The 22,101-nt window shown below is 43.3% G+C and carries 22 protein-coding genes; 13 read left to right on the top strand and 9 right to left on the bottom strand.

The annotated features are described in order from the left end of the window. The first annotated feature begins 15 nt into the window (after positions 1 to 15). From dapF to E5Y90_RS10000, 4 genes are all read left to right on the top strand, one after another. Complete coding sequence (gene dapF, locus E5Y90_RS10015) at positions 16 to 861, top strand: diaminopimelate epimerase (RefSeq protein ID WP_174660141.1); 846 nt, start codon at positions 16 to 18, stop codon at positions 859 to 861. 97 nt (positions 862 to 958) lie between these two features. After that, on the top strand, positions 959 to 1,564 hold the full coding sequence (locus E5Y90_RS10010) for an alpha/beta fold hydrolase (RefSeq protein WP_151203475.1): 606 nt from the start codon (positions 959 to 961) through the stop codon (positions 1,562 to 1,564). Next, positions 1,564 to 2,505 (top strand): site-specific tyrosine recombinase/integron integrase, encoded by a 942-nt coding sequence (gene xerA / locus E5Y90_RS10005; RefSeq protein WP_151203477.1) that lies wholly within the window; start codon positions 1,564 to 1,566, stop codon positions 2,503 to 2,505. The genes E5Y90_RS10010 and xerA overlap by 1 nt, the downstream gene beginning before the upstream one ends. A 267-nt stretch (positions 2,506 to 2,772) precedes the next feature. After that, a complete protein-coding gene (locus E5Y90_RS10000) occupies positions 2,773 to 3,144 on the top strand; it encodes a hypothetical protein (RefSeq protein WP_151203479.1) in 372 nt (123 codons plus the stop codon). Here E5Y90_RS10000 and E5Y90_RS09995 read toward each other — a convergent pair. Continuing rightward, positions 3,071 to 3,664: a GNAT family N-acetyltransferase gene (locus tag E5Y90_RS09995; RefSeq protein ID WP_151203481.1), complete on the bottom strand. Its 594-nt coding sequence runs from the start codon at positions 3,662 to 3,664 to the stop codon at positions 3,071 to 3,073. The two genes, E5Y90_RS10000 and E5Y90_RS09995, sit on opposite strands and share 74 nt — an antisense overlap. Before the next feature lie 604 nt (positions 3,665 to 4,268). Between E5Y90_RS09995 and E5Y90_RS09990 the strand changes: the two genes are divergently transcribed. The 5 genes from E5Y90_RS09990 (at position 4,269) to E5Y90_RS09970 (ending at position 10,638) form a co-directional block, all read left to right on the top strand. Next, entirely contained in the window at positions 4,269 to 5,021 is a 753-nt protein-coding gene (locus E5Y90_RS09990) for an electron transfer flavoprotein subunit beta/FixA family protein (protein WP_151205880.1), read from the top strand. Positions 5,022 to 5,039: 18 nt separating this feature from the next. Then, positions 5,040 to 5,972 (top strand): FAD-binding protein, encoded by a 933-nt coding sequence (locus E5Y90_RS09985; RefSeq protein ID WP_151203485.1) that lies wholly within the window; start codon positions 5,040 to 5,042, stop codon positions 5,970 to 5,972. 302 nt (positions 5,973 to 6,274) lie between these two features. Further along, positions 6,275 to 6,874: a hypothetical protein gene (locus tag E5Y90_RS09980; protein WP_151203487.1), complete on the top strand. Its 600-nt coding sequence runs from the start codon at positions 6,275 to 6,277 to the stop codon at positions 6,872 to 6,874. 311 nt (positions 6,875 to 7,185) lie between these two features. Next, positions 7,186 to 10,161, top strand: coding sequence for a DNA gyrase subunit A (gene gyrA / locus E5Y90_RS09975; RefSeq protein WP_174660140.1), 2,976 nt, complete (start codon positions 7,186 to 7,188; stop codon positions 10,159 to 10,161). A gap of 66 nt (positions 10,162 to 10,227) precedes the next feature. Then, the gene (locus tag E5Y90_RS09970) at positions 10,228 to 10,638 is read left to right on the top strand and encodes a DUF4878 domain-containing protein (protein ID WP_151203491.1); all 411 of its coding nucleotides are present in this window, start codon (positions 10,228 to 10,230) and stop codon (positions 10,636 to 10,638) included. 38 nt (positions 10,639 to 10,676) lie between these two features. Here the strand turns inward: E5Y90_RS09970 and E5Y90_RS09965 are convergent, their stop codons facing one another. The 4 genes from E5Y90_RS09965 to E5Y90_RS09950 are packed head-to-tail and all read right to left on the bottom strand — an operon-like array spanning position 10,677 to position 15,465. Further along, a complete protein-coding gene (locus tag E5Y90_RS09965) occupies positions 10,677 to 11,768 on the bottom strand; it encodes an ABC transporter permease (protein WP_151203493.1) in 1,092 nt (363 codons plus the stop codon). Then, positions 11,765 to 12,907 (bottom strand): ABC transporter permease, encoded by a 1,143-nt coding sequence (locus E5Y90_RS09960; protein ID WP_151203495.1) that lies wholly within the window; start codon positions 12,905 to 12,907, stop codon positions 11,765 to 11,767. The genes E5Y90_RS09965 and E5Y90_RS09960 overlap by 4 nt, the downstream gene beginning before the upstream one ends. Further along, entirely contained in the window at positions 12,908 to 13,990 is a 1,083-nt protein-coding gene (locus E5Y90_RS09955; RefSeq protein ID WP_151203497.1) for an HlyD family secretion protein, read from the bottom strand. A gap of 11 nt (positions 13,991 to 14,001) precedes the next feature. Beyond that, positions 14,002 to 15,465 (bottom strand): TolC family protein, encoded by a 1,464-nt coding sequence (locus E5Y90_RS09950; protein ID WP_174660139.1) that lies wholly within the window; start codon positions 15,463 to 15,465, stop codon positions 14,002 to 14,004. A 437-nt stretch (positions 15,466 to 15,902) separates the two neighbouring features. Here E5Y90_RS09950 and serC point away from each other — a divergent pair, with 437 nt between their 5' ends. Next, complete coding sequence (gene serC, locus E5Y90_RS09945; protein WP_151203499.1) at positions 15,903 to 16,982, top strand: 3-phosphoserine/phosphohydroxythreonine transaminase; 1,080 nt, start codon at positions 15,903 to 15,905, stop codon at positions 16,980 to 16,982. Between the two features lie 53 nt (positions 16,983 to 17,035). Here serC and E5Y90_RS09940 read toward each other — a convergent pair whose 3' ends face one another. From E5Y90_RS09940 to E5Y90_RS09930, 3 genes are all read right to left on the bottom strand, one after another. Beyond that, positions 17,036 to 17,176: a hypothetical protein gene (locus E5Y90_RS09940; RefSeq protein ID WP_162850556.1), complete on the bottom strand. Its 141-nt coding sequence runs from the start codon at positions 17,174 to 17,176 to the stop codon at positions 17,036 to 17,038. 288 nt (positions 17,177 to 17,464) lie between these two features. Then, positions 17,465 to 17,935, bottom strand: a complete 471-nt coding sequence (locus E5Y90_RS09935; protein WP_174660138.1) for a transposase family protein — start codon at positions 17,933 to 17,935, stop codon at positions 17,465 to 17,467. Further along, complete coding sequence (locus tag E5Y90_RS09930) at positions 17,883 to 18,278, bottom strand: transposase family protein (protein WP_174660137.1); 396 nt, start codon at positions 18,276 to 18,278, stop codon at positions 17,883 to 17,885. The genes E5Y90_RS09935 and E5Y90_RS09930 overlap by 53 nt, the downstream gene beginning before the upstream one ends. A 171-nt stretch (positions 18,279 to 18,449) precedes the next feature. Here E5Y90_RS09930 and E5Y90_RS09925 point away from each other — a divergent pair, with 171 nt between their 5' ends. Beyond that, on the top strand, positions 18,450 to 19,397 hold the full coding sequence (locus tag E5Y90_RS09925; protein WP_174660136.1) for an IS30 family transposase: 948 nt from the start codon (positions 18,450 to 18,452) through the stop codon (positions 19,395 to 19,397). A 127-nt stretch (positions 19,398 to 19,524) separates the two neighbouring features. Here E5Y90_RS09925 and E5Y90_RS09920 read toward each other — a convergent pair whose 3' ends face one another. Next, positions 19,525 to 20,457: a hypothetical protein gene (locus E5Y90_RS09920; RefSeq protein ID WP_151203501.1), complete on the bottom strand. Its 933-nt coding sequence runs from the start codon at positions 20,455 to 20,457 to the stop codon at positions 19,525 to 19,527. A 236-nt stretch (positions 20,458 to 20,693) separates the two neighbouring features. Here E5Y90_RS09920 and E5Y90_RS09915 point away from each other — a divergent pair, with 236 nt between their 5' ends. Together E5Y90_RS09915 and E5Y90_RS09910 are read left to right on the top strand one after the other, a co-directional pair. Next, positions 20,694 to 21,179 carry a YaiI/YqxD family protein gene (locus E5Y90_RS09915; protein ID WP_161981116.1) on the top strand — a complete coding sequence of 162 codons (486 nt, stop codon included), beginning with the start codon at positions 20,694 to 20,696 and terminating at the stop codon, positions 21,177 to 21,179. Positions 21,180 to 21,191: 12 nt separating this feature from the next. Continuing rightward, complete coding sequence (locus tag E5Y90_RS09910; protein WP_151203505.1) at positions 21,192 to 22,097, top strand: DMT family transporter; 906 nt, start codon at positions 21,192 to 21,194, stop codon at positions 22,095 to 22,097. The last annotated feature ends 4 nt before the right edge of the window (positions 22,098 to 22,101 follow it).

Below are 22,101 nucleotides of genomic sequence, written 5' to 3'. Positions count from 1 at the left end.
AAGGAGTAAATCAAAGTGTTATTAGAATTTACCAAGATGCATGGCTTGGGCAATGACTTTATGGTGGTGGATCTGATCAGCCAACGCGCTTATCTGGATACGCTGACCATTCAACGTTTGGCTCACCGTAATTTTGGTGTGGGTTTTGATCAACTGCTGATTGTTGAACCGCCTGATATTCCAACTGCAGATTTTAAATATCGTATTTTTAACGCCGATGGTTCTGAGGTTGAACAGTGTGGTAATGGCGTGCGTTGTTTTGCGCGTTTTGTGCATGAGCGTCAACTGACCAGCAAGACCAAAATCAAGGTGCAGACCAAAGCTGGCATTATTGAGCCGGAGCTGGGGGCCAATGGCTGGGTGCGGGTCAATATGGGCTATCCGAAATTCCTGCCGCAGGAGATTCCATTCCTGGCGGATGAGCCGGATAATTTATATGACATTGATTTGGAAGGTGATAAAAAGCTGACCATTGATGTGGTGAATATGGGCAATCCACATGCGGTGACTATTGTTCCGAATGTGCTCACCGCAGATGTCGCAAAAATTGGTCCGCAGGTAGAATCGCATCAGCGTTTTCCTGCCCGGGTCAATGCCGGTTTTATGCAGATTGTGGATGAAATGCATGCACGTTTGCGAGTCTATGAGCGTGGGGTCGGGGAAACTCTGGCCTGTGGCACAGGGGCCTGTGCGGCAGCAGTTTCGGGTATGCGCCGTGGCTTGCTGTCCAGTAAGGTCGAGATGGAACTTGCTGGTGGCAAATTGCAGATTGAATGGGTCGAGGGCGATCTGGTCTGGATGACCGGGCCAACGGCAAATGTCTATGAAGGACGTCTGGATCTACGTTATTTCCAGAGTTAATGCAGAACCTCGGGCGATCTAAAAAAGCGCTGTGCTCAGAACGGCGCTTTTTTTATGTTAGGATAAAATTATATTAAATGCATAGAACAACAACGCCATGAATCAGCTTGTATTTTTACCAGGAGCATCAGGCAGTCAAGGTTTCTGGCAGCCTTTGACTACTTATTTAGCACCAGGACAGGCTTATCAGATTTTGGCTTATCCAGGATTCGATGGCATCGCGCCAAATTCGGCCATTCACAACCTGCATGATCTGCAAGCCTATCTGAATCAGCAGATTGAAGCAGATTCTATCCTGGTTGCACAGTCTATGGGTGGTGTGCTGGCGCTTGGGCTTGCGCTTAATCACTCCGAAAAAGTCAAAGGACTGGTTTTACTGGCTACATCTGGCGGCCTAAACGTGCAGCAGTTCGGCTGTGCAGACTGGCGAACAGGTTATCGCGAGCAGTTTAAGGCAGTCCCTGACTGTTTTTTAGAAGACCAAACCGAATTTAGTCCGGAGCAACTTGCCAGCCTTGAGGTTCCCATCTTGCTGATCTGGGGAGATCAGGATTCTTTAAGTACTGTTCAGCTAGGACAATATCTGGAACAGACCTTTCGAAGTGCAACACTACATACCCTCCAAGGCGGGGATCACTTTTTTGCTGCCAGTCAGCCTGCACAGGTGGCTGCGCTGATTGATACCTATCTGGAGCGTATTTAATGGGGTATATGGAGGGAACTGCTAAAGAGTTGCTCGGGATCTGGTTAAAAGAACGGGAAATTCAAAACCAGTCCAAACATACTTTACAGGCTTATACGCGTGATGTGACTGATTTTCTGAAATTCTGTGCACAGCAAAAACTGGCTTTAAATGATGTCGAAGCCACAGATTTGCGTCAGTTTCTGGCTGAAAAGGTAGAACAGCAAGGCTTGAGTTCAAGCAGTTTGCAACGCATGCTGTCCTCTATCCGCCAGTTCATGAAATGGGCGCAGCAGTCTCAGTATCTGGCCTTTAATCCGGCCGATGATTTTCAGCTGAAGCGTCAGTCACGTCCTTTGCCGGGAATGATTGATATTGAAACGGTCAACCAAATTCTAGATCAGTCCGCGCCCGAAACTCAAGCACAGCAGCAGATGTGGCTGAGAGACAAAGCAATTTTGGAGTTGTTATATTCCAGCGGCTTGCGGCTAGCGGAAATTCAAGGTCTAAGAATCAAGGACATTGATTTCAATCGTCAATTATTAAGAATTACCGGTAAGGGGAACAAAACTCGAGTGGTACCATTTGGTTCAAAAGCCAAAGACAGCTTAATGGAATGGCTGAAAATTTATCCGTTATGGAATGGTGACTTTGTCGCAGATGCGAATGTCTTTATTACCCAAAAAGGCCAGCCACTGGGCGCCCGTCAAATTGAAAACCGGGTCAAGTTTCAGGCACAGCGCGCCGGTGTAAATGTCGATCTGCATCCGCATTTATTAAGACATTGTTTTGCCAGTCATATGCTATCAAATAGCGGAGATCTACGTGCCGTTCAGGAGATGCTGGGGCATAGCAACTTAAGCACCACGCAAATTTATACCCATCTTGATTTTGACCGTCTGGCACAGATTTATGATCAAGCCCATCCTCGCGCCCAACTTAAAAAATCGGACAGTTTTTAAAAATTAAGAGAGCAAGCAGGCTTTGCCGGTTTATGGTTTGTTAATTCTGGCGACCTCCTTGTCATCTAATTTAAATCAGGGGGTGAAACAATAGGGAGTCTATCTAGATGGCATTTGAACTATTGTCGCATAATAAAAAGTCAATTTATAAGGTATAACAGCCTCCTATCAGTATAAAGTGGGTGGCATTAATAATCGAAGGGAAGGAAATTATTAACTGCCCCCACTCGTCATGTAAATATTGGAAAGAAAAATATAGGCAAAGTAATGATTTTAGATATTTTAGAGAAATATGATCAATTAACTGCTGCACAAAAAGAAATTTTTGCAGGCTATGGCTTGCGTCAGGTCAAACACTTTGTAGAAATCAGTTTAGCCAAGATTGAACCTGTACTTCCGGAAAATACCGTGGTTCAAGGAGTCAATGCTGCCGGTAAAGTTCAGGCGGTAAATCCGGTTACACAACAATATTATCTGTGGATTTCAGACCTGCAGTGGCAAGAAACAGCACAGCCCTCGGCTCATATTGATTTGAAAGAAGACTTTATGGCCGTTTGGGAGGTTTTTAAACTTGCGCAATATGAATTGATTGACTTAAGCCATGTACATCGTGATTTCCTGGAAAGTCAGCCTGCTTAAGGCTATATAAAATATGTGGGGCTAGAGCGTGGTGTCTGTCCAAGGCAGGATGATCAAAATATCCCACAATATTCATATTTAAACGCTGCATTACGGCTTGTGACTTTATATTATTCACTGCGGTAAATGACACAACTTCGGCAAGATTTAAATGTTGAAATGCAAAGACGAGACAGGCAAGTGCCGCTTCAGTTGCATAGCCTTTTCCCCAATACGCCTGAGCCAGACGCCAGCCCACTTCAGTACAGGGAGAAAAACTGAATTGTTGCGGTCGATAATGTAAGCCGGTAAAACCAATAAATTGTCGGCTGCGTTTTAATTCTAGTGCCCAAAATCCCCAACTCTGTCTTTCAATCAGTTGGTAGAATTTATCTGCCAAGGCATTGCTTTGCCTGTTATTCAGGCATTGTGGGAAATGGCGCATCACTTCCGGGTCTGCATTCATCTTGGCAAAAACCGGATAGTCCGACGGATGCCATTGCCGCAGTAATAACCGTGTGGTCTCAATTTCAATAGGCATAAAATATTCCGGAGGTTTTTTACGAGGGAAGGGGAAGTATATTTGCTCATTTAACCCCGTCTACAGTTTGTAAGTAGTCGCTAATTCTGAACCCTCAGACTTTAAAATCAACCCCCCTGAATTCGGCATGCTTTGGGTATGAAAGAAGGGAGAAAGTACAAGAAAATTTAACCTGAATGGAGGAGAAATAGACATCAGAATAATACTTCATTGAAGATGAATGGTCAGTCAGAGAAAGCTATGTCTAAAATGACAAAAATATTAAGGCCAGAGAATTGATTATTTTGTGGGCCAAAAGAGGTGGGCTGGATATTTTAGCAGCACTACATCAAAACTACTGATGGGATTAATCAAATAAAAAAATACTAAAAATCAAAGGTTAATTTTTATATAAAACTGGGTGCAATCCCTTGTAATAAAAAGATACTTATTAATTGTGAACGCATCGTTCAAGGAAATTTATATATTTTTACAGCTCTTTCCTGAATTGTGACTTGACCGAAATGCCGTACGCATTGCAAGATAGGGCACCTAAAAAAATTTAAGTGAAGAGTTACAATAACTTTTCTCAACATTTACATTTGCTAAAACAGCCGAGGATTACATGAAGGCTCTTGTTGCTGTAAAACGTGTGGTTGATGCCAACGTTAAGGTTCGCGTTAAGCCGGACAACAGTGGTGTTGACTTAACAAACGTTAAAATGTCAATTAACCCATTCTGTGAAATCGCAGTGGAAGAAGCGGTTCGTTTAAAAGAAAAAGGAACTGTTTCAGAAATCGTTGTTGTGTCTATTGGTCCTAAAGAAGCGCAAGAACAAATCCGTTCTGCGATGGCGCTTGGCGCTGACCGCGGTATTCTGGTGGAAGCTGATGATAGTCAGCTGGGTGCACTGGAAATTGCCAAAATTCTAAAAGGTGTGGTTGACGCTGAACAACCGCAACTGATCCTTCTGGGTAAACAGGCAATTGATGACGACTCTAACCAGGTTGGTCAGATGCTGGGTGCGCTTATGGGTGCAGGTCAAGGTACATTTGCTTCGGAAGTTAAAGTTGAAGGCGATAAAGTACAAGTGACGCGTGAAATCGACGGTGGTCTACAAACTGTTGAATTATCACTTCCAGCGATCATTACCACTGACTTGCGTTTGAACGAGCCACGTTATGCAGCTCTGCCAAATATTATGAAAGCGCGTAAAAAGCCGCTGGATACCAAGTCTCCTGCAGATTTCGGTGTAACCGCTACAACTAAACTGAAAACAGTGAAAGTTGAGTCTCCTGCAGAGCGTAAAGCTGGCGTACAAGTGAAGTCTGTAGATGAGCTTGTAGAAAAATTGAAAAACGAAGCGAAAGTGATCTAATACAGAAGGATAAAAATCATGAGTATTTTAGTTATCGCTGAGCACGACAACAAAGCATTAAACGCTGCTACTTTAAACGTTGTTGCTGCGGCGCAAAAAATCGGTGGTGATATCACTGTATTGGTAGCGGGTTCTGGCGCGCAGGCAGTTGCTGATCAGGCTGCGAAAGTGGCTGGTGTAAGTAAAGTATTACTTGCTGATGACGCTGCTTATGCAAACCAGCTGGCTGAAAACGTAGCGAAACTGGTTGCAGAACTAGGCAAAGGCTATAGCCATATTCTGGCTGCTTCTACGACAACTGGTAAAAATATTCTGCCACGCGCAGCTGCTTTATTAGATGTCAGCATGATCACTGACATCATTGCGGTTGACGGTCCTAAAACCTTCAAGCGCCCAATCTATGCAGGTAACGCGATTGCAACTGTAGAATCAGGCGAAGACATCGTACTGGGCACGGTTCGTGGTACTGCATTTGATGCTGTGGCAGCAGAAGGTGGTTCAGCTGCGGTTGAAGCTGCTGCGTCCCAAGGTGATGCAGGTATTTCTAAGTTTGTATCAGAAGAAATTGTGAAATCTGAGCGTCCAGAACTGACAGCTGCGCGTATTGTGGTTTCAGGTGGTCGTGGTGTGGGTTCGGGTGAAAACTATCACGCGATTCTTGATCCACTGGCTGACAAGCTGGGTGCTGCTCAAGGTGCTTCACGTGCTGCGGTAGATGCTGGTTTTGTTCCTAATGACATGCAAGTGGGTCAAACAGGTAAAATTGTTGCACCTGAACTTTATATCGCTGTCGGTATCTCTGGTGCGATTCAGCATTTGGCAGGTATGAAAGAATCTAAAGTGATCGTTGCGATCAACAAAGATGAAGAAGCACCAATTAATGCAGTTGCTGATTACTGGTTAGTAGGTGACTTGAATACTGTTATTCCTGAATTGGTTTCTAAAATCTAATTCCTGAATCAGGTTTAAAAAAGACGCTCTTGTGTAAGCAGTTAAAGTAATACTTTACTGTTTTACTCAAGGGCGTTTTTTACGGTCGGTGTTAAAGTCCGAGCAATCAGTGATTTTTGTATGTTACATTTCCAATAGGAGCAGTTCTAAGTTGAGGGCAGAGTAGGACTATGCTCGTATTGTGTCTTTGCAATGTATGATTAAAACACACAGGGCTATTATTCGTATAAAGCATTTATGATATTATTCGCCATCTTTTTTTAAGCTTTACCCTACTTTGTCGTTTGGGTAGGAGTAGTCTTTTGTTGGTCGATACCCGGCTTACGTGGCCGATTATAGCCATTGCCATCCTGTGTTTTTTATTTCCATTTTCTGCTGATCTGCAAGTACCATTACACGATGGTGAAATAGTTCGTTTTGTGGAAAATTTACAAGCCTTGTTATTGCTAATGTGTGCCATATTTAGCTATTTCTATATTCGGCCCTTAGATTTGCAAGACGGAAAAAAGCAGTTTTGGTTGTGGGCAGTCCTGTGGTGGTTGTTGCTGTTTGGGCGCAGCACCAGTTGGGGGCGAGATTATTTTCCTGAGGTTCCTAAGCCTTATTTTCGTGCAATTTCGATCATGTTGATTTCCCCTGTGATATTTATGCTGTTTTCTGAGCATTTAAGAAAAGAAATTATTCGAAAGCTTAAGCATTTTATGCTGCCAGTATGGGCGTTAGTATTGGCTTGTTCGGGCTTAATTATTTCAGATGCGATTGAGCATGAGCGTGCCATTGATACATTATTTCTACGCGACATTCAGTATAAAGATTTGATGGAAGAGCTCTATGAATTCCCCTTAATCCTAGGGTTATTTTTGATCAGCTTTCATTTGATGAAGCAAGATAAATCCGAATAAATATAACTGCTGCGTATGAAAGGTTTTTAAGCCCGCTTGATTTGAAATGTGAGCGATTTAGCCAATTTCTAGCATAAGATGATATATGGCTATATTTCTATTTTTGTTTGGCGGTTTGTGTAAAAAATAATCACTAAATTTAAGTAAATTAACAAGATTAAGATTGAAGCTAAAGCACAAAATTAGCCAGGTTTATGCTATAATTTAGGGCTGTATTTTAGTTTTTAGCTCTGTCGTTTGAGTTAATAATTTTGCTGGATTTACGACATATAAATATAAGCCAAAGCTGGCTTATAGAATAAGGAGTATGCATGAGCGTATCGGAAATTAGACCGATTGCCATTGAGGATGAACTCAAGCACTCGTATTTAGACTATGCAATGAGCGTGATCGTTTCACGTGCCTTGCCGGATGTACGAGATGGTCTAAAACCTGTTCATCGTCGTGTGCTTTTCGCAATGCACGAATTGGGCAATGACTACAACAAAGCTTACAAAAAGTCTGCCCGTGTTGTAGGTGACGTCATCGGTAAATATCACCCGCATGGGGATTTAGCCGTTTATGAAACAATTGTACGCATGGCACAGGACTTCAGTTTACGTTACCAACTGGTAGATGGACAAGGGAACTTTGGTTCGATCGATGGCGATAGTGCTGCTGCGATGCGTTATACCGAAGTCCGCATGCGTAAGCTGACCCATGAATTACTGGCGGATCTTGAAAAAGATACCGTTGACTGGGAAGACAACTACGACGGCTCAGAACGTATTCCACAAGTGATGCCGACCCGTATTCCAAACCTGCTGGTCAATGGTGCTGCGGGGATTGCAGTTGGTATGGCGACCAATATGGCGCCGCACAACATGACAGAAGTGGTGAATGCGTGTCTGGCCTATGCAGATAACCCGAATATCAGCATTGAAGGATTAATGGAGCATATTTCCGGTCCAGATTTCCCTACAGGCGGTATTATCTATGGTAAATCAGGGATTGTTGATGCTTACCGCACCGGTAAAGGCCGTTTGCATATCCGTGGTAAATACCATTTTGAGGAAGATCAGAAGTCTGGCCGTACCACTATTGTATTTACTGAAATTCCTTATCAGGTCAATAAAGCTAAAACCATTGAGCGTATTGCCGAGCTGGTTAAAGAGAAAAAACTCGAAGGAATTTCAGAACTTCGTGACGAATCAGATAAAGATGGGATGCGTATTGCGATTGACCTGAAGCGTGGTGAAAATGCTGAAGTCATCGTCAACAACCTGTTTCTGAATACCCAGCTGGAAAACTCGTTCAGCATTAATATGGTTTGCCTGGACAATGGCCAGCCAAAATTGATGAACCTGAAAGATATCGTTGCAGCGTTTATCCGTCACCGTCAGGAAGTTGTGACCCGCCGGACCATGTTCGAATTACGCAAGGCACGTGAACGTGGTCATATATTAGAAGGCCTGACAGTTGCGCTGGCAAATATTGATGCCATCATTGAAACCATCAAAACTTCTGCTAACCCTGCTGAAGCGCGTGAGCGTTTGCAAGCGGGTGAGTGGGCAGCAGGTGGTGTGGCAGCATTGCTTGAAAAGGCGGGCGCTGTTTCTGTACGTCCTGATGAAATTGAAGGCGAAGATCCAAACCGTCCATTTGGTATTGATGGTGATGTGTATCGTTTATCTCCGACTCAAGTCAACGCGATTATGGAATTGCGTTTACACCGTTTGACCGGTCTTGAGCAGGATAAACTTCAAGCTGAATATTCTGAAATCTTGGCTCAAATTGCTGAATATACTGCTATCTTAAATGACTTCAACTTATTGATGAATGTGATTAAAGAAGAGCTTGCGCTGGTGCTGCAACAATATGGCGATGCACGTAAGACAGATATTGTTGAGTCTCGTATCGACTTCTCGCGTGAAGATCTGATTCCAGAAGAGCAGATGGTATTGACTGTTTCCCAGTCAGGTTATGCAAAAACTCAGCCATTGTCTGATTATGCCGCACAACGTCGTGGTGGCCGCGGCAAGTCTGCTACTTCGATGAAAGAAGATGATTATATCCAACATCTGATTGTGACCTCGAGCCATGCTACGGTGCTTTGTTTTACCAATGTTGGTAAAGTTTATCGTCTGCGTGTGTTTGAAGTGCCGCAAGCCTCACGTGGTTCCAAAGGCCGTCCAATGGTCAACCTGTTACCACTGGAAGAGCATGAAACCATTACTGCGATTCTGCCAGTCATGGAAGCCCCGAAGAAATTCAAAGAGCGTCTGGCAGGCTTCCGTAGCTTTGTAAAAGCAAATATGGAACAGCTGCAGAAGAATGACATTATCGCCAAGTATTATGCGGGTCTGGAAGCAGCATTTGCAGAGCTTAAAGATGGAGATGATCTGTCTGATGCCTTGCGTGTTCAGCTGAAGGAATTGGGCGTTGAGCTTTCTGCGACTGATCTGGATGATGAAGTTGTTGCTGAATTTGCAGAGCTGGCAGAAAACCTGCGTAAAAACTTCTATGTGTTTATGGCTACCGAGTACGGTACGATTAAACGTGTAGAACTGGAACAGTTCTCCAATGTCCGCTCAAATGGTCTGCGTGCGATTGAGCTGAATGGCGATGATACCCTGATTGGCGTGGCCATTACCGATGGCGAACAGCAGATCATGCTGTTCTCGAATGAAGGCAAAGCAATCCGTTTTGCGGAAACTGATGTTCGTGCTATGGGGCGTTCAGCCAAAGGTGTACGCGGTATGCGTGTAACCATCGGCGCTGCTCAGGTCGAAGATGCAGAAGATGCAGATGTCGAGTCTGATGATGACGAGGCGACTGAAACTAGCTTTATTAGCCGTATCGTATCACTGGTGGTCGTTCCAGAAACAGGTGAAGTGCTGTGTGCTTCTGCCAATGGTTATGGTAAACGTACCACAGTAGATGAATTCCCGACCAAGAAACGCGGCGGTAAAGGCGTAATTGCAATCAAGACGTCCGAGCGTAATGGTGAACTTGTAGGTGCAGTTGCGATTGATGCTTCTAAAGAGTTGATGCTGATTTCAGATGGCGGAACATTGGTACGGACTCGTGCATCCGAAGTTGCACAAACTGGCCGTAATGCTCAAGGGGTTCGTCTGATCCGTCTTGGTGAAGATGAAACACTGGTTGGTGTAGAAGCCATTGAAGCGGTTGAAGATGAAGAATTGGATGTATTGGCTGATACTGAAAATACAGAGTCAACTGCGGATCTTGTGGCTGGTGAGCAAGATGCTGAACAGGCAGATGATAACGCTACAGTAAAAGAGTAAATTCTTCACTGAACAAGAGGACGCTGCGGCGTCCTTTTTCATACATCGACTAAAAAAAGGTGAATGATGAAAACCAGATTAATGCTACTGGCTACCCTGATCGGATTACATGGCTGTACTCAAGAGGAGATTCCGAATCCTAGTCCGGCACAGGAACAGGCTGCGGAAGCTGCTTATAATGATTTGCGCGAGGGTAAATATGATAAATTTTTGACCTATCTTGAACCTCAGCTACAGGCAGAATTTAAAGATAACCAGAAACTAATGAAGCGCTTTTCTCGCACGATTCCTCAAGAAGCTTATAAGTCCAAAACTTTAATGAGCAAACGCATTGAAGAGGAAAAAGGAGTGACTCAATATAAGATCAGTTATGAAATTGCCTATCCCAAAAATCTGGTGCAATATGATGTCAGTTTTGACCAGCCTCATGGTAGCAGCAAAATTCGTAACTTTAATATTCAGGTTTTTGGTGAATAACGTTGTGTTGGAGGGGTCTTAATGAAACACGGCTCAATTTAACTGCGTGGGCGTAGTCGATAATAGCCTAAGCCCATGCAGATCATGCCGACCACAAACAGATAAGCAAGCTTTCCTAGAATCAGGTAAGTGGGTACGCCCATCTGATTCAGCTGGATAAACATTTGAACGATCTGTGTTGAAGGTAAAGCCTGTCCAATGAATTGCATCCAGACGGGCATTGCAGCGTGTGGCCAGGCAACTCCAGACAGCATAAAAAATGGAATGGAAGTGAAGACAATTATATGTCCGGCACGTTCCGGCATATCTAGAAAACTGGCGAACAGGATCGTGATGCCAATCATACAGAACACAAATACTGGTACAGCGAGTAGCATGCCCCAGAAATTGCCCCCACGTGGATAGTCAAACAACCAGAAGGTAAAGCCAAACAGGTAATAACAACCCAGACAGCCAATCGTCAAAATAGCCAGACCAATCCCGCTCAAGGTGATTAGATTAAGCATCTGTTTATTTTCCCGGTACAGGGCAATCAGCATGCTAAGTCCCAAAAAAATTGTCTGATGAATAATCAGTGGTGCAACAGCTGGAAATACATAACTGCCATAGCCGGATAGGGGATTGAAAAGCGGAATCTGGTGAATAGACAGGGCAGGTGAGAAATGTGAAATTTCGCTAAAACGTTCAGTATATTCACTTAGAGTATTTTCAACGGAAGCCACTAGACCTAAGCCAATCTGTTTAGTAATCAGGAAATTGGCTGCACTCAGGTATAGCCCGATCCCCCCATTTTCCCCATGTCGAATGGATTGTGAAAGATTATCCGGTAATAACAAGATCCCGTCAGCTTTTTGAGATTCTACCCATTGCCTGGCTTCAGCAAAATTCCCGGTGACGGCTATGGTCTGTACATTCGGGCTTTGACTGACGTGACTGATAATGCTGCTGGTTAGGGCACTTTGCTCTTCATCGACAATAATAATCGGCAAGGCTTTGGCCTGTTCAGCTTTGTAGGCGGTTGGATAGAAAAAGCTGTAAAATAGTACCGAGAGAATCAGCGTGGTAAAAATACTGCTATTGCTGACAATATCTTTAAAGGTTTTGCAGTAAGCCCTCCAGAGTGCTTTCATGTCGACACTCCTTTAGCGGTCTTCTTTAAAAAAATATAGGCCAGTCCGGCGTAAAGCAGTACATAGACTATCAGTATTAACATCGGTTGCAGTGAAATAGCTAGAGGACTGCCAATCACCCATTGCTCGGTTTGTAATTTGGCATAAGGTGTATAAGGAATAATATGGGCCCAGAACTGGGTAAACAGCGGGGCATTATTTAAGGGTAAAGTCACACCGGCAAAACTGAGCGATGAACCACCATAGACCGCGAGTAGGCCAAAAGATTTGGTCAGGTCCTGCGTAGCGAGTACGACCGCGCTACTGATAAAGGCATAGGCGCTATAGAATAAGATTTGAGCCAATACAATCAGCCAGAATGAGCCGGCAATAAACCAGCCGCGGAACTCAACCATCCACAACATCCAGGCCCAGGTCCAGAGACAGAAGATCGCCACATAGACCAGATTCTTAGAGAGAAGGGCTGACCAGAGATTCTGTTTATTAATCCAATGATGAAAAGTATGCCGCTTGAGCTCCTGACCTACTGAAAAAGCCACACAGCAACACAAGAGCAAATGCAGAATCGCCGGAACCATATACGGTTCCAGATAAAACTCATAATTCAGCTGCGGGTTATAAAGTGGAGAAATTTTAATATTCGGTGTTGGTGCATCCAGATCAGGCAGAGTATTGCCCAGATACTGTTTTCCGGTAAACTCAGCCATTGCCTGTAGTGTACTGAGTAACATGGCTGAAGAAATGGTATTGCCGATACTGAAATAGCTCTGATTAAAGGCAATACTGATTTCGGCATTTTGTGCCTGGACCAGTCGCTGTTCAGCACCTGTAGGAATATGGATGTAGCCCCAGATTTTATTCTGGTTGAGCAGTTTTTCAACCTCAACGCTCTGATCAGAAACGCTATACACTCGCAGAGTAGAATTCAGAGATAAATGATCATAAATCTGAGTACTCAGGCTGCTTTGATCTTGGTCAATAATAGCAATCGGTAAATGATCAGGTTTGCCTTTGGCAAACATGCTGCCGAATAAAATTAAAATGCAGGCAGGGGCCAGCAAGACCAGTGCCAGATCCCATTTTTCTCTATATAAATAGGCTAATTCACGCTGAATGCCGGCCCAGAATCCAGTTGCCATTTATTTCGGCTCTTGCAGTTTAAACAATACACTCATGCCGACTTTCAGTTCTGGAATTTTGGCGGCAGGCACGAGATGAACTTTAAAACTGCGCACATCATAACCGCCAGTTTGGCGGGTAGTCTTGATCGTGGCAAACTCACCTTCAGCACTGATACTTTTTACATTAAAGTTCGCGGTTTTATTAAGGGCCGGGATATAACCTTCGAGCTGCTTTTTTTCGTGTAAAGAAGCATATTGATCTTCACGGATATTCAGACTGACCCAGCGTTCTGCCGAAATCAGGCTGACCAGAGGTACAGCAGTTGCGACCAGCTCCGAAACATTGCCATAGGTTTTGGATACCGTGGCATCGATCGGTGCCAGTAATTCAGTTTCTGCCTCAAGGGCATTGGCTTCGGCTACCGCTGCCCGGGCGATGTCCACCTGTGCATCGGCTGAACTTTTTTGCTGCGGTGTACTGCCACGTTTGGCGCGGATATATTGCTGATAGGCCGCTTCAGTCATTTGTGTGGCCGACTGTGATGCTGCATACAGTTCATCGCGGCGCTGACGGGAAATCACTCCTTCTTTAAACAGGTTTGCCCCCCGCTGATAGGAGGTTTTTGCCAGCTGTTCTTGCGCTTTCAGTGATTGCCAGTTGGCATGCAGAGAAGCAATATTTTCGTCCTGTGAACCGCGTTCTGCGGTGGATTGGAGGGCTAGGGCAGACTGCAAAGTGGCGAGTGCCTGCTGTTTTTTCGCTTCAATTTCAGGACTATGTAACTTAACCAGTACCTGACCTTTCTTTACTTCATCACCTTCGTGTACATAGATCCTTTCAATCCGGCTTGGAACTTTGGTCGCAACCTGCACTGTTTCCGCTTCAACCCGGCCTTGCAGTTCGAGCGCTTTAGGTTGATAGGTCTTCCAGAGGCCAAATCCAATCAAAACCAGAATGACCAGAATCAAGCTGCCCAGCAGATATTTCTTGCCAGACTTTTTCTGTTTTGCTTCGGCAGGATTTTCTTCAGTTTGATTGTTGTGTGCTACTTTTGAAGCAGGTTCATTAACCGGAGGATCAGGCTTTTGCTCATCAGTCATATTTGGCTCCATTAACGAATATAGTGAGTATTGGCATGCTGCATATAGTCTGGAAACTCAGCAATAGAGCCATGACTTTGTAATAATGTGGCGAGGGAGATGACATACTTATAAGCATTTAATGCTGTCTCTGCCTTTAAGCTGCTCAGCATATTTTGTGCATCAATCACCTGAGTTGCAGTGCCGACATCTTCCTTAAAAGACAATTCTTGAATACGCAAGTTTTCCAGAGCTGCTTTCATATTTTGTTGTAATAAAACATCGCTTTGCTGGGCACTGACTGCTTCACTAAACGATTTATAAATCAGGTTTTCAACTTCCTGCTGTGTACGTGCTGTCATCAGTTCGGCAGCATAACGTTTCAGTTCGGCAGCTTGAATATTCTTGTTTTTATCAATGCCGGAAAACAAGTTATAACGTGCTGCAACCCCAACAATCCAGTTTTGCTGTGCGTCCAGACTGTATTCGCCAAAGGCAAAGACATTTGGCTTTTGAGCTGCCTGCTGGGCTTTGACATTGGTTTTGGCCAGTTCGGTATCCAGTTTCATTTTTTTAATTAAAGGTGAATTCTGGCTAAAACTGCTGAGCAGGATATTTACATTTTGTGGTTCAGCCCGATTGACAAATAAAGGTGTGCTCAACTCGGTAATAGTATTGTCCCGCAATAAGTTGTTCAACTGGAACAGTGCAGCATTCAGATTAGCCTGAGTATTTTGCTGGGTTCGATCAGCATTATTACGCGCCACTTCAAACTGCATACGCTGCCCTTTGCTAATAAATCCCTGCTGTTCCATTTTCAGGGCATTGCGATAATGTTGTTGCATGGCATTTGAGTTAAAACGCGCTGCCTCTAATAACTGCTTTTGCAGTTGTACACTAAAATAGGCCTGAATCAGTTCAAAGCGCTGTGTATCTTGCTGTTGCTGATTGCTCAGTTCACTGCGTCCAGCTTGAATCGTGGCAACCTCTTTGGCACTGCGGGTCAGTCCACCGGTATAAAGTGGCATCATCACTGAAACACTAGGGCGGACCACTTGGTCTTCAAGCACTACATTGGTTGAATCTGGAATTAAACCCACGCCATCCCGAATAGGTTGTTTCAGGCTTTCTTTAAGCGGGTCAGCGATACTCTGGTCTAAATTAAACTCATCAATCTTATTATTTAAACCACTGCTCAGAGACTGCTCAAGATTATTTTTAACCGCCCCTAAAGGAATGTCTAATTCATTGCGAAAGGCATAGGCCCGGACATTAAGGTCGATACGTGGTAATCCAATTCCTTTAATCGCTTCGGCTTCCAGTTTAGAAGCCTGCTCAAGGCTTTGAAAAGCCTGACCCGAATAAGAGCGCTGTAGCAATTGTCGTTCTGCATCCTGAAAGCTGATGTTTTGTGCATAGCTAAAACTGCCATACATCATGAATGCAAGCACACTAAAACCCCAGCAGACATATGGTTTATTTTTCTTCATGTTCATCAAGTTAGTGATGTAAAAGTCACATTAAATCAGTCTAGGCTGAATTATAAATCAAGTATTTGCAAGACAGGCGACAGTAAAGTTGTAGTATTGTTGTAATTGAAACCGATCCCGTTTAAATGGTCTACTTTGATTGTTACCCTGATCGTGTCTAAACAAGCACAAATTGAAAAATTATACTATTTCTATTCCCAAACTTCCCCCGATCCTAAAATAAGTTCAGAGTTGAGTGCGGCCATATTTTATCTATATAACTTCTATGCAGTGAAATCATGAATTTAAAAACTAAAAATGGAAAAAATTCAAATTATCCTTTGAATCTAGATTGATTTTTTGACTGTATTTCACTTCCTGGATTGAAATAATTTTGTGCAAGGAAGGCTGATATATGGTTAAATGCCATCATTTTATTGTGTTTCACTCTGAAAGGAAAAATCATGCGCGCGTACAACTTCTGTGCTGGTCCTGCTGCATTACCTACTGCCGTTCTTGAAAAAGCTCAAGCTGAAATGCTGGACTGGCACGGTAAGGGGCTTTCGATCATGGAAATGAGTCACCGTAGTGCCGACTATGTTGCGGTGGCTGAAAAAGCAGAAGCTGATTTACGTAAGCTCATGAATATTCCTGAAAATTATAAAGTATTATTTTTGCAGGGTGGAGCATCCTTACAATTCTCGGCGATCCCTTTGAATTTGCTAGGTAAAAAAAACAAAGCTGACTATATTCACACGGGGATCTGGTCTGAAAAAGCCCTGAAAGAAGCAAAGCGCTATGGCGATATTAATGTCGTTGAAGCTGGTACCCAGATTGAGGGTAAATATGCCATTAGCGCACAAAGCGAATGGACATTGTCTGATGACGCAGCTTATGTGCATTATGCCGACAATGAAACCATTGGCGGTCTGCAATTTGCGGATATTCCAGAAACAGATAAGCCACTGGTATGTGACTTCTCTTCAAGTATTCTGTCTGCGCCACTGGATGTGTCTAAATTTGGTCTGATTTATGCCGGTGCGCAAAAGAATATTGGTCCTGCCGGTTTAACGTTGGTGATTATCCGTGAAGACTTGCTGGATCAGGCAAAACCTGAGATTCCAAGCATCCTGAGATATGCGGATCAGGCTAAAAATGGCTCTATGGTCAATACTCCATCGACCTATGCGTGGTACCTGTCAGGTCTGGTATTTGAGTGGCTGCTAGAAAATGGCGGTGTAGAGGCTATACATAAAGGGAATATGGAAAAAGCAAACTTGCTTTATGGCTATATTGATGCCAGCGATTTTTATGCGAATCCGATTGCTAAGGCAAACCGTTCAATCATGAATGTGCCATTTACCTTGGCTCATCCAGAACTTGAAAAACAGTTCCTGAAAGAAGCTGAAGCCAATCACTTGTTGAATCTTGCCGGCCACCGTTCAGTTGGCGGTATGCGCGCCAGCATTTACAATGCTGTTCCTCTGGAAGGGGTGCAGGCATTGGTGAATTTTATGGATGACTTCGCTCAACGCAATGCTTAATGCCTGAAAAGCAGAAACCCGGCAATGGCCGGGTTTTTTTGTGCAGCTATAGTTTAAAAAATAAAAGTATGAAGGATAAAACCACAGATCAGCATGCCCAGTGCAAAAAACACACATGACATCATATCGAGATCATAGCGGGAACCAAGTCGATGTTCGACTTGCTGTAAATTTTCTTCTTGCACGATTTTCATAGATATTTATAGTCCGATCTATTTATCGTAAATCATTATTTGTTGACCGTATTTTTATCATAAAAAGTTGATTAAATAAAGAACATTCCGAGCTAAACTTGTTAAAGTTCGTATTGTTTAAATAACCAGGTTAAATATCTAAAGATTTATTCTAAGTTTTTTAATTTCATAATTTTTATAATCTCAAAAGCCTAATTAAACAAATTCACAAGAACGCTTCATTGGATTTAAAAGCTTTTATAAAACAAAGTAAAATAAAGCCGAAATTCATTAGATTTCTTTCATAAGTCATTTTTCACTCAGTTCCAAATTATAGATTCCAGCAATTAAATTGAATCTTAATCCCAGTCTTTTGCCTCGATTGCGATATCGCTCAGCAAGAATTTTGAAGGTTTTCAAACTGCCAAATACATGCTCAATTCCAATTCTTCTTTTATTGATTTGCTGATTATAGATTTTTAGTTCGGAATCCAGTTTACAGCGCTTCTTTGCTTTTAATGGCAACAAGCTATTTGGATACACTGTATAAATTCCCTGATAACCCTTATCCGCAAGGATAAATGCACCTGCAGGAATCTGATTCAAGTTACGTTTGAAGAGTTCGAAATCATGTACGGCACCACGACTGGTACATAAACTCAGGATTTTTTGAGTTTGATAATGAATGATGGCCTGTACTTTGAAGGTGTGGGTCTTTTTCTTGCCGCTATAGCTTTTCTTCTGTTTTTTTAGGCCTTTGGATTGGAATTTCTGTGGCATCTACAATTACCACATTCCAATCGATGCCTTCGCCCTCGGGTAAATCTTTGGGTAAATTAAAGAGATTGGAGCGAATCAGGCAGTCTTCAACATGACGGACAATTCTTGAGGCTGTGGACTCTGAAACCCCGTAGCTCGTCGCAACGTGAAATAAGGTTCGGTATTCCCGCCAATAGCTTAGACAGAGCAGAACCTGGTCTTCCAGGCTTAACTTAGGCGGTCTGCCTTTGGCAGGGACATGTTTCTTCAATTGCTCAACCATTAAATCAAAGGTTGACCATGAGATGCCGGTATATCGCTTGAACTGTGTTTCAGAAAGCTTCTTTGAATCGATGTATTTCATCCGTAGATTATGTATGAATATTAAAAATTCTTTGGTATAAATAAGCAGCAAAAAGTAGATCTTTTTTTGATTCTTGGATTCTCAAATGAAGTGCAACAGAGATTAAATTATTGGAAGGAAGCAAGATGAGCTAGCATTTTGCTTCCGACCGACCAAAGTCAAAGTTGCATCATGAACTATACTCATCTTACTCAAGAAGAAAGATATCAGATTTCCACATTGTTACGTGAAGGTTTTTCTAAGCGTTATATCGCATGGAGGCTAAATCGCTCACCTTCCACTATTTCCAGAGAAATAGCACGCAATCGGGCAAGGAATGGTTATTTCGCTCAACATGCCAATAAATTAGCTCGCAGACGGCATTGTCCTAATCCCAAAACAATCCCTTATGATACTTGGGTACAGGTCATTGCTTATCTTGATCTCCAATGGAGCCCCGAACAGATTGCTTCTCATGTTTCAGTCAGCCTGCATTCCATATACAGGTTTATACAGCAGGATAAAAGCAGAGGTGGTGTGCTCTTCCGCAACTTACGTTTCAGAAATCAAAGAAAGAGGAAATATGGCTCCGTTGAGACTCGTGGCCAACTGACAAACCGCAAAAGCATTCACGATCGACCTGCTGAGATTGAGCAGCGCTCCCGCTTCGGTGATTTGGAAATAGATACGATTGTTGGCAAGAATCACCAACAATCCCTGGTTTCAATTGTAGATCGGAAGACAGGTTATCTTTGGCTGAAAAAGTGCAGCACGCGCAAGGCTGAGGAAGTTTGCCAGGCTACGATCAGATTATTGGAACCCATCAAAGCGCATCTAAAAACAATTACCGCGGACAATGGTAAAGAGTTCAGCCTGCATGAGTATGCTGCTCAGGAATTAGATATAGATTGGTATTTCGCTGATCCCTATAGCGCCTGGCAGCGTGGAACGAATGAAAATACGAATGGATTGATCAGACAATATATTAGAAAAGGCAGTGACTTGAATGACTATACGGATGCCTATATTGCAGAAATTACTCAACGCTTGAATCATCGTCCAAGAAAAAGACTCGGCTTTAAAAGTCCGAGTCAGGTATTATGGCAACAACATGGTGTTGCACTTCAAATGCTAATCTAAGATTTATGAAAGAGATCTATTATTTTCGCTTCAATCAACCCATTAAAAATAATCGGAAAATAGAAAAAATTAAATTAAAAATAATCAGGAGATATTCGGCTATAAGTGAATATCTCCTCTTTGCAAGTTATGCTGATTTTTTATAGATACTGGCCTGAATCCAGAGATTGCCTCGAATATATTGGCCGATTTCAAAATCCTTATATTCGGTATTGCGAGTAGCAATCCGGATGAGGGTGGCGGGCTGGCCTTCATCATGAAGCAGGGTGACATCGTATAAAGTATAGTTCTGAGCCATAAATTGCATGGTGGTTTTGCCGACAATATTGCCCTGGAACCAGGCTTCATCTTCCTGCCCCAAGGTTTCGCCGTAGAGATAGGCCACCATTTTGGAAAAATCGACAGTGACGGGTTCTTTATCTTCTTCGGTTTTTGGTTCCCATGCATCAATCTGTTCCTGCAAATTCTCAGGAGCCACACCGTTATTGGCGGCCAGAATATCATTTAAGGCACGGTGATGTTTAATGGATGCCGGATCATCTACCACCAGATGTTCGTGATCACCGACGGCCTCAAGCTCATAAGCCCAGGCATTCAGGTTGACGATATAAGACTGGTCTTTTTCATAATGCTGCCGATTAACGCTATACAGGTTATCGAAAGCATAAATAATACTGTTGGCACCAAGATTCAGGCAAAGCACAGCTTGGGTATTGGATTTACAGGAAATAATCCGGTCAATGCTGGCTTTGATCTGATACGGGCTTTCAAAACATGGGAATGCGGTTTTTACGGCCTGAGGCTTGTTGTTTTCTACCGCAATTACCTGACTCAACTGCACTGCAGCTTTGCTAGGTCCCTGAATCAGCCAGGTCGTTTCATCCATTTCTCCTTCTTGCGTACACAGGCCCATGGGCATAACAGGCGCGTCAAGAGCTTGGCCTAACCATTGGGGAACATCTGTGCCTGGATTTTCGGTCAGCAAGGTCCAATGCTCGACATGACTACCGAAATTCTGATCATCAATGGTAATGATCTCTGGGCTATTCTGTTTTTTCATATACACAATTGATCTTGGATGACTTATTTATGTTAATCGAGGGTTATTACGATTTTTCAAGTCAATTGAATGAATTTTAAAATTAAAATGTAAATCGGATGAAATCTATTTTTTCTTGAAGGCCAGCTGTACAAGGATTACAGTCTTAGTTTTCTGCATAGAAAAAGCCAGAACCATATTTTTAATCTTCAACCTTGAGCGGATGATTTGCTACACTAATCGGGATTTCTCCCTCTATGGAAAGCTTTGTGTTGCCATTTAAACTTTGGGTCGATGCCGATGCATTGCCTCGTATCCTGAAAGATGTGATTATCCGTGCTTCAGATCGCTACCAGCTGGAAGTGACTTTTGTAGCCAATCAGCCTATAGGAATTACGCCTTCAGTACGGATTAACTCGATTCAGGTCATGAGCGGAGCAGATGCAGCGGATCAGGAAATTGTGGATCGTATGAAAGCGCATGATATTGTAGTTACCCAGGATATTCCTTTGGCTGCAGAGGTGATAGAGAAGGGCGGAATTGCCATTCATCCACGCGGGGAAATCTATACCGAAGCCAATGTGAGGGCACGTCTGCATTTACGTGATTTTATGGATACCTTGCGTGGCGCAGGGGTGCAGACGGGTGGCCCACCCCCCATTTCTGAACGGGATAAGCGTGAATTTTCCAGTTCATTAGACCAAACCATTCAAAAGCAGAAACGTAAAACTTCCGTTCTCTAAGAGCTTTATTTCATGCCTATACAAACCAATATGATTGTGACCTATGCCTTATTGGTTTTTATCTGGGCAACAACACCGCTGGCAATTGTCTGGAGTGTCACAGACTTGCATCCACTTTGGGCGTTGGCCTTGCGCTTTTTCTTGGCCTTGCCGTTTGCTTTTGTACTGCTGTGGATATTTAAAAGCCGATTTTCTTTAGACCGGATTTCCCTGCATAGTTATCTGGCCGGGGCATGCAGCTTTATTGGCTCACAGATTTTTACCTATCTGGCGACGAGCTATTTAAGCTCTGGGATTATCGCGCTGATGTTCGGGCTGTCTCCGATTATTGCCGGCCTGATTGGTCGTTTTGTGTTTCAGCTCAAGCTTTATCCTTCACAGTGGTTAGGTATGGCGATTGCCCTGTTGGGACTTGGTATTATTTGTATTGGCGGTAAAGACCAGCATATTCAGCCTGTGGGTATTGGGCTGATGTTGCTCAGTGTGGTTATTTATTGTGCTTCCATGTTCTGGGTGAAGCAGATCAATGCACCACTTGAGCCAATGACGCAGGCGGCCGGTTCGATTGCAGTTTCGGCACTACTGGCTGGTGCTATGTTGCCTTTTATCTGGCAATTTGCACCAACCGAAATCCCTCAGGCCAAATCCCTTATCGGGCTCAGTTATACGGTGATTATGGCCTCACTGGTCGCTATGTTCTGCTACTTTAAACTGGTACAAAAAATTAAGGCAACCACACTCTCTTTAACGACAGTGGTCACCCCGATGTTTGCCCTGTTTGTCGGGGTGATATTGAATGATGAAAAATTGTCGTTTATGGCGCTGGTAGGCGTGGTTATTTTACTGTTAGGTTTACTGGTTTATTTTTCTAAAGCGATTAAGGCAAGTTATTCTGCTCGCCTTCCGGAAGACTTTTGAGATT

It is taken from the genome of Acinetobacter sp. 10FS3-1, from assembly GCF_013343215.1.
Lineage (GTDB): Bacteria > Pseudomonadota > Gammaproteobacteria > Pseudomonadales > Moraxellaceae > Acinetobacter > Acinetobacter lwoffii_C.
Note: the sequence above shows the minus strand (reverse complement) of the source record. Positions and strands in the feature narration are given on the sequence as shown.

Coding starts and splice junctions, on each gene's coding strand:
- E5Y90_RS10000 (WP_151203479.1), top strand. CDS start 2,773: ATGATTTTAGATATTTTAGAGAAATATGATCAATTAACTGCTGCACAA.
- E5Y90_RS09950 (WP_174660139.1), bottom strand. CDS start 15,465: ATGAACATGAAGAAAAATAAACCATATGTCTGCTGGGGTTTTAGTGTG.
- E5Y90_RS10010 (WP_151203475.1), top strand. CDS start 959: ATGAATCAGCTTGTATTTTTACCAGGAGCATCAGGCAGTCAAGGTTTC.
- E5Y90_RS09965 (WP_151203493.1), bottom strand. CDS start 11,768: ATGAAAGCACTCTGGAGGGCTTACTGCAAAACCTTTAAAGATATTGTC.
- E5Y90_RS09910 (WP_151203505.1), top strand. CDS start 21,192: ATGCCTATACAAACCAATATGATTGTGACCTATGCCTTATTGGTTTTT.
- E5Y90_RS09985 (WP_151203485.1), top strand. CDS start 5,040: ATGAGTATTTTAGTTATCGCTGAGCACGACAACAAAGCATTAAACGCT.
- E5Y90_RS09930 (WP_174660137.1), bottom strand. CDS start 18,278: ATGAAATACATCGATTCAAAGAAGCTTTCTGAAACACAGTTCAAGCGA.
- E5Y90_RS09955 (WP_151203497.1), bottom strand. CDS start 13,990: ATGACTGATGAGCAAAAGCCTGATCCTCCGGTTAATGAACCTGCTTCA.
- E5Y90_RS09920 (WP_151203501.1), bottom strand. CDS start 20,457: ATGAAAAAACAGAATAGCCCAGAGATCATTACCATTGATGATCAGAAT.
- xerA (WP_151203477.1), top strand. CDS start 1,564: ATGGGGTATATGGAGGGAACTGCTAAAGAGTTGCTCGGGATCTGGTTA.
- E5Y90_RS09925 (WP_174660136.1), top strand. CDS start 18,450: ATGAACTATACTCATCTTACTCAAGAAGAAAGATATCAGATTTCCACA.
- E5Y90_RS09995 (WP_151203481.1), bottom strand. CDS start 3,664: ATGCCTATTGAAATTGAGACCACACGGTTATTACTGCGGCAATGGCAT.
- E5Y90_RS09940 (WP_162850556.1), bottom strand. CDS start 17,176: ATGAAAATCGTGCAAGAAGAAAATTTACAGCAAGTCGAACATCGACTT.
- E5Y90_RS09990 (WP_151205880.1), top strand. CDS start 4,269: ATGAAGGCTCTTGTTGCTGTAAAACGTGTGGTTGATGCCAACGTTAAG.
- E5Y90_RS09960 (WP_151203495.1), bottom strand. CDS start 12,907: ATGGCAACTGGATTCTGGGCCGGCATTCAGCGTGAATTAGCCTATTTA.
- serC (WP_151203499.1), top strand. CDS start 15,903: ATGCGCGCGTACAACTTCTGTGCTGGTCCTGCTGCATTACCTACTGCC.
- E5Y90_RS09970 (WP_151203491.1), top strand. CDS start 10,228: ATGAAAACCAGATTAATGCTACTGGCTACCCTGATCGGATTACATGGC.
- gyrA (WP_174660140.1), top strand. CDS start 7,186: ATGAGCGTATCGGAAATTAGACCGATTGCCATTGAGGATGAACTCAAG.
- E5Y90_RS09935 (WP_174660138.1), bottom strand. CDS start 17,935: ATGCCACAGAAATTCCAATCCAAAGGCCTAAAAAAACAGAAGAAAAGC.
- E5Y90_RS09915 (WP_161981116.1), top strand. CDS start 20,694: ATGGAAAGCTTTGTGTTGCCATTTAAACTTTGGGTCGATGCCGATGCA.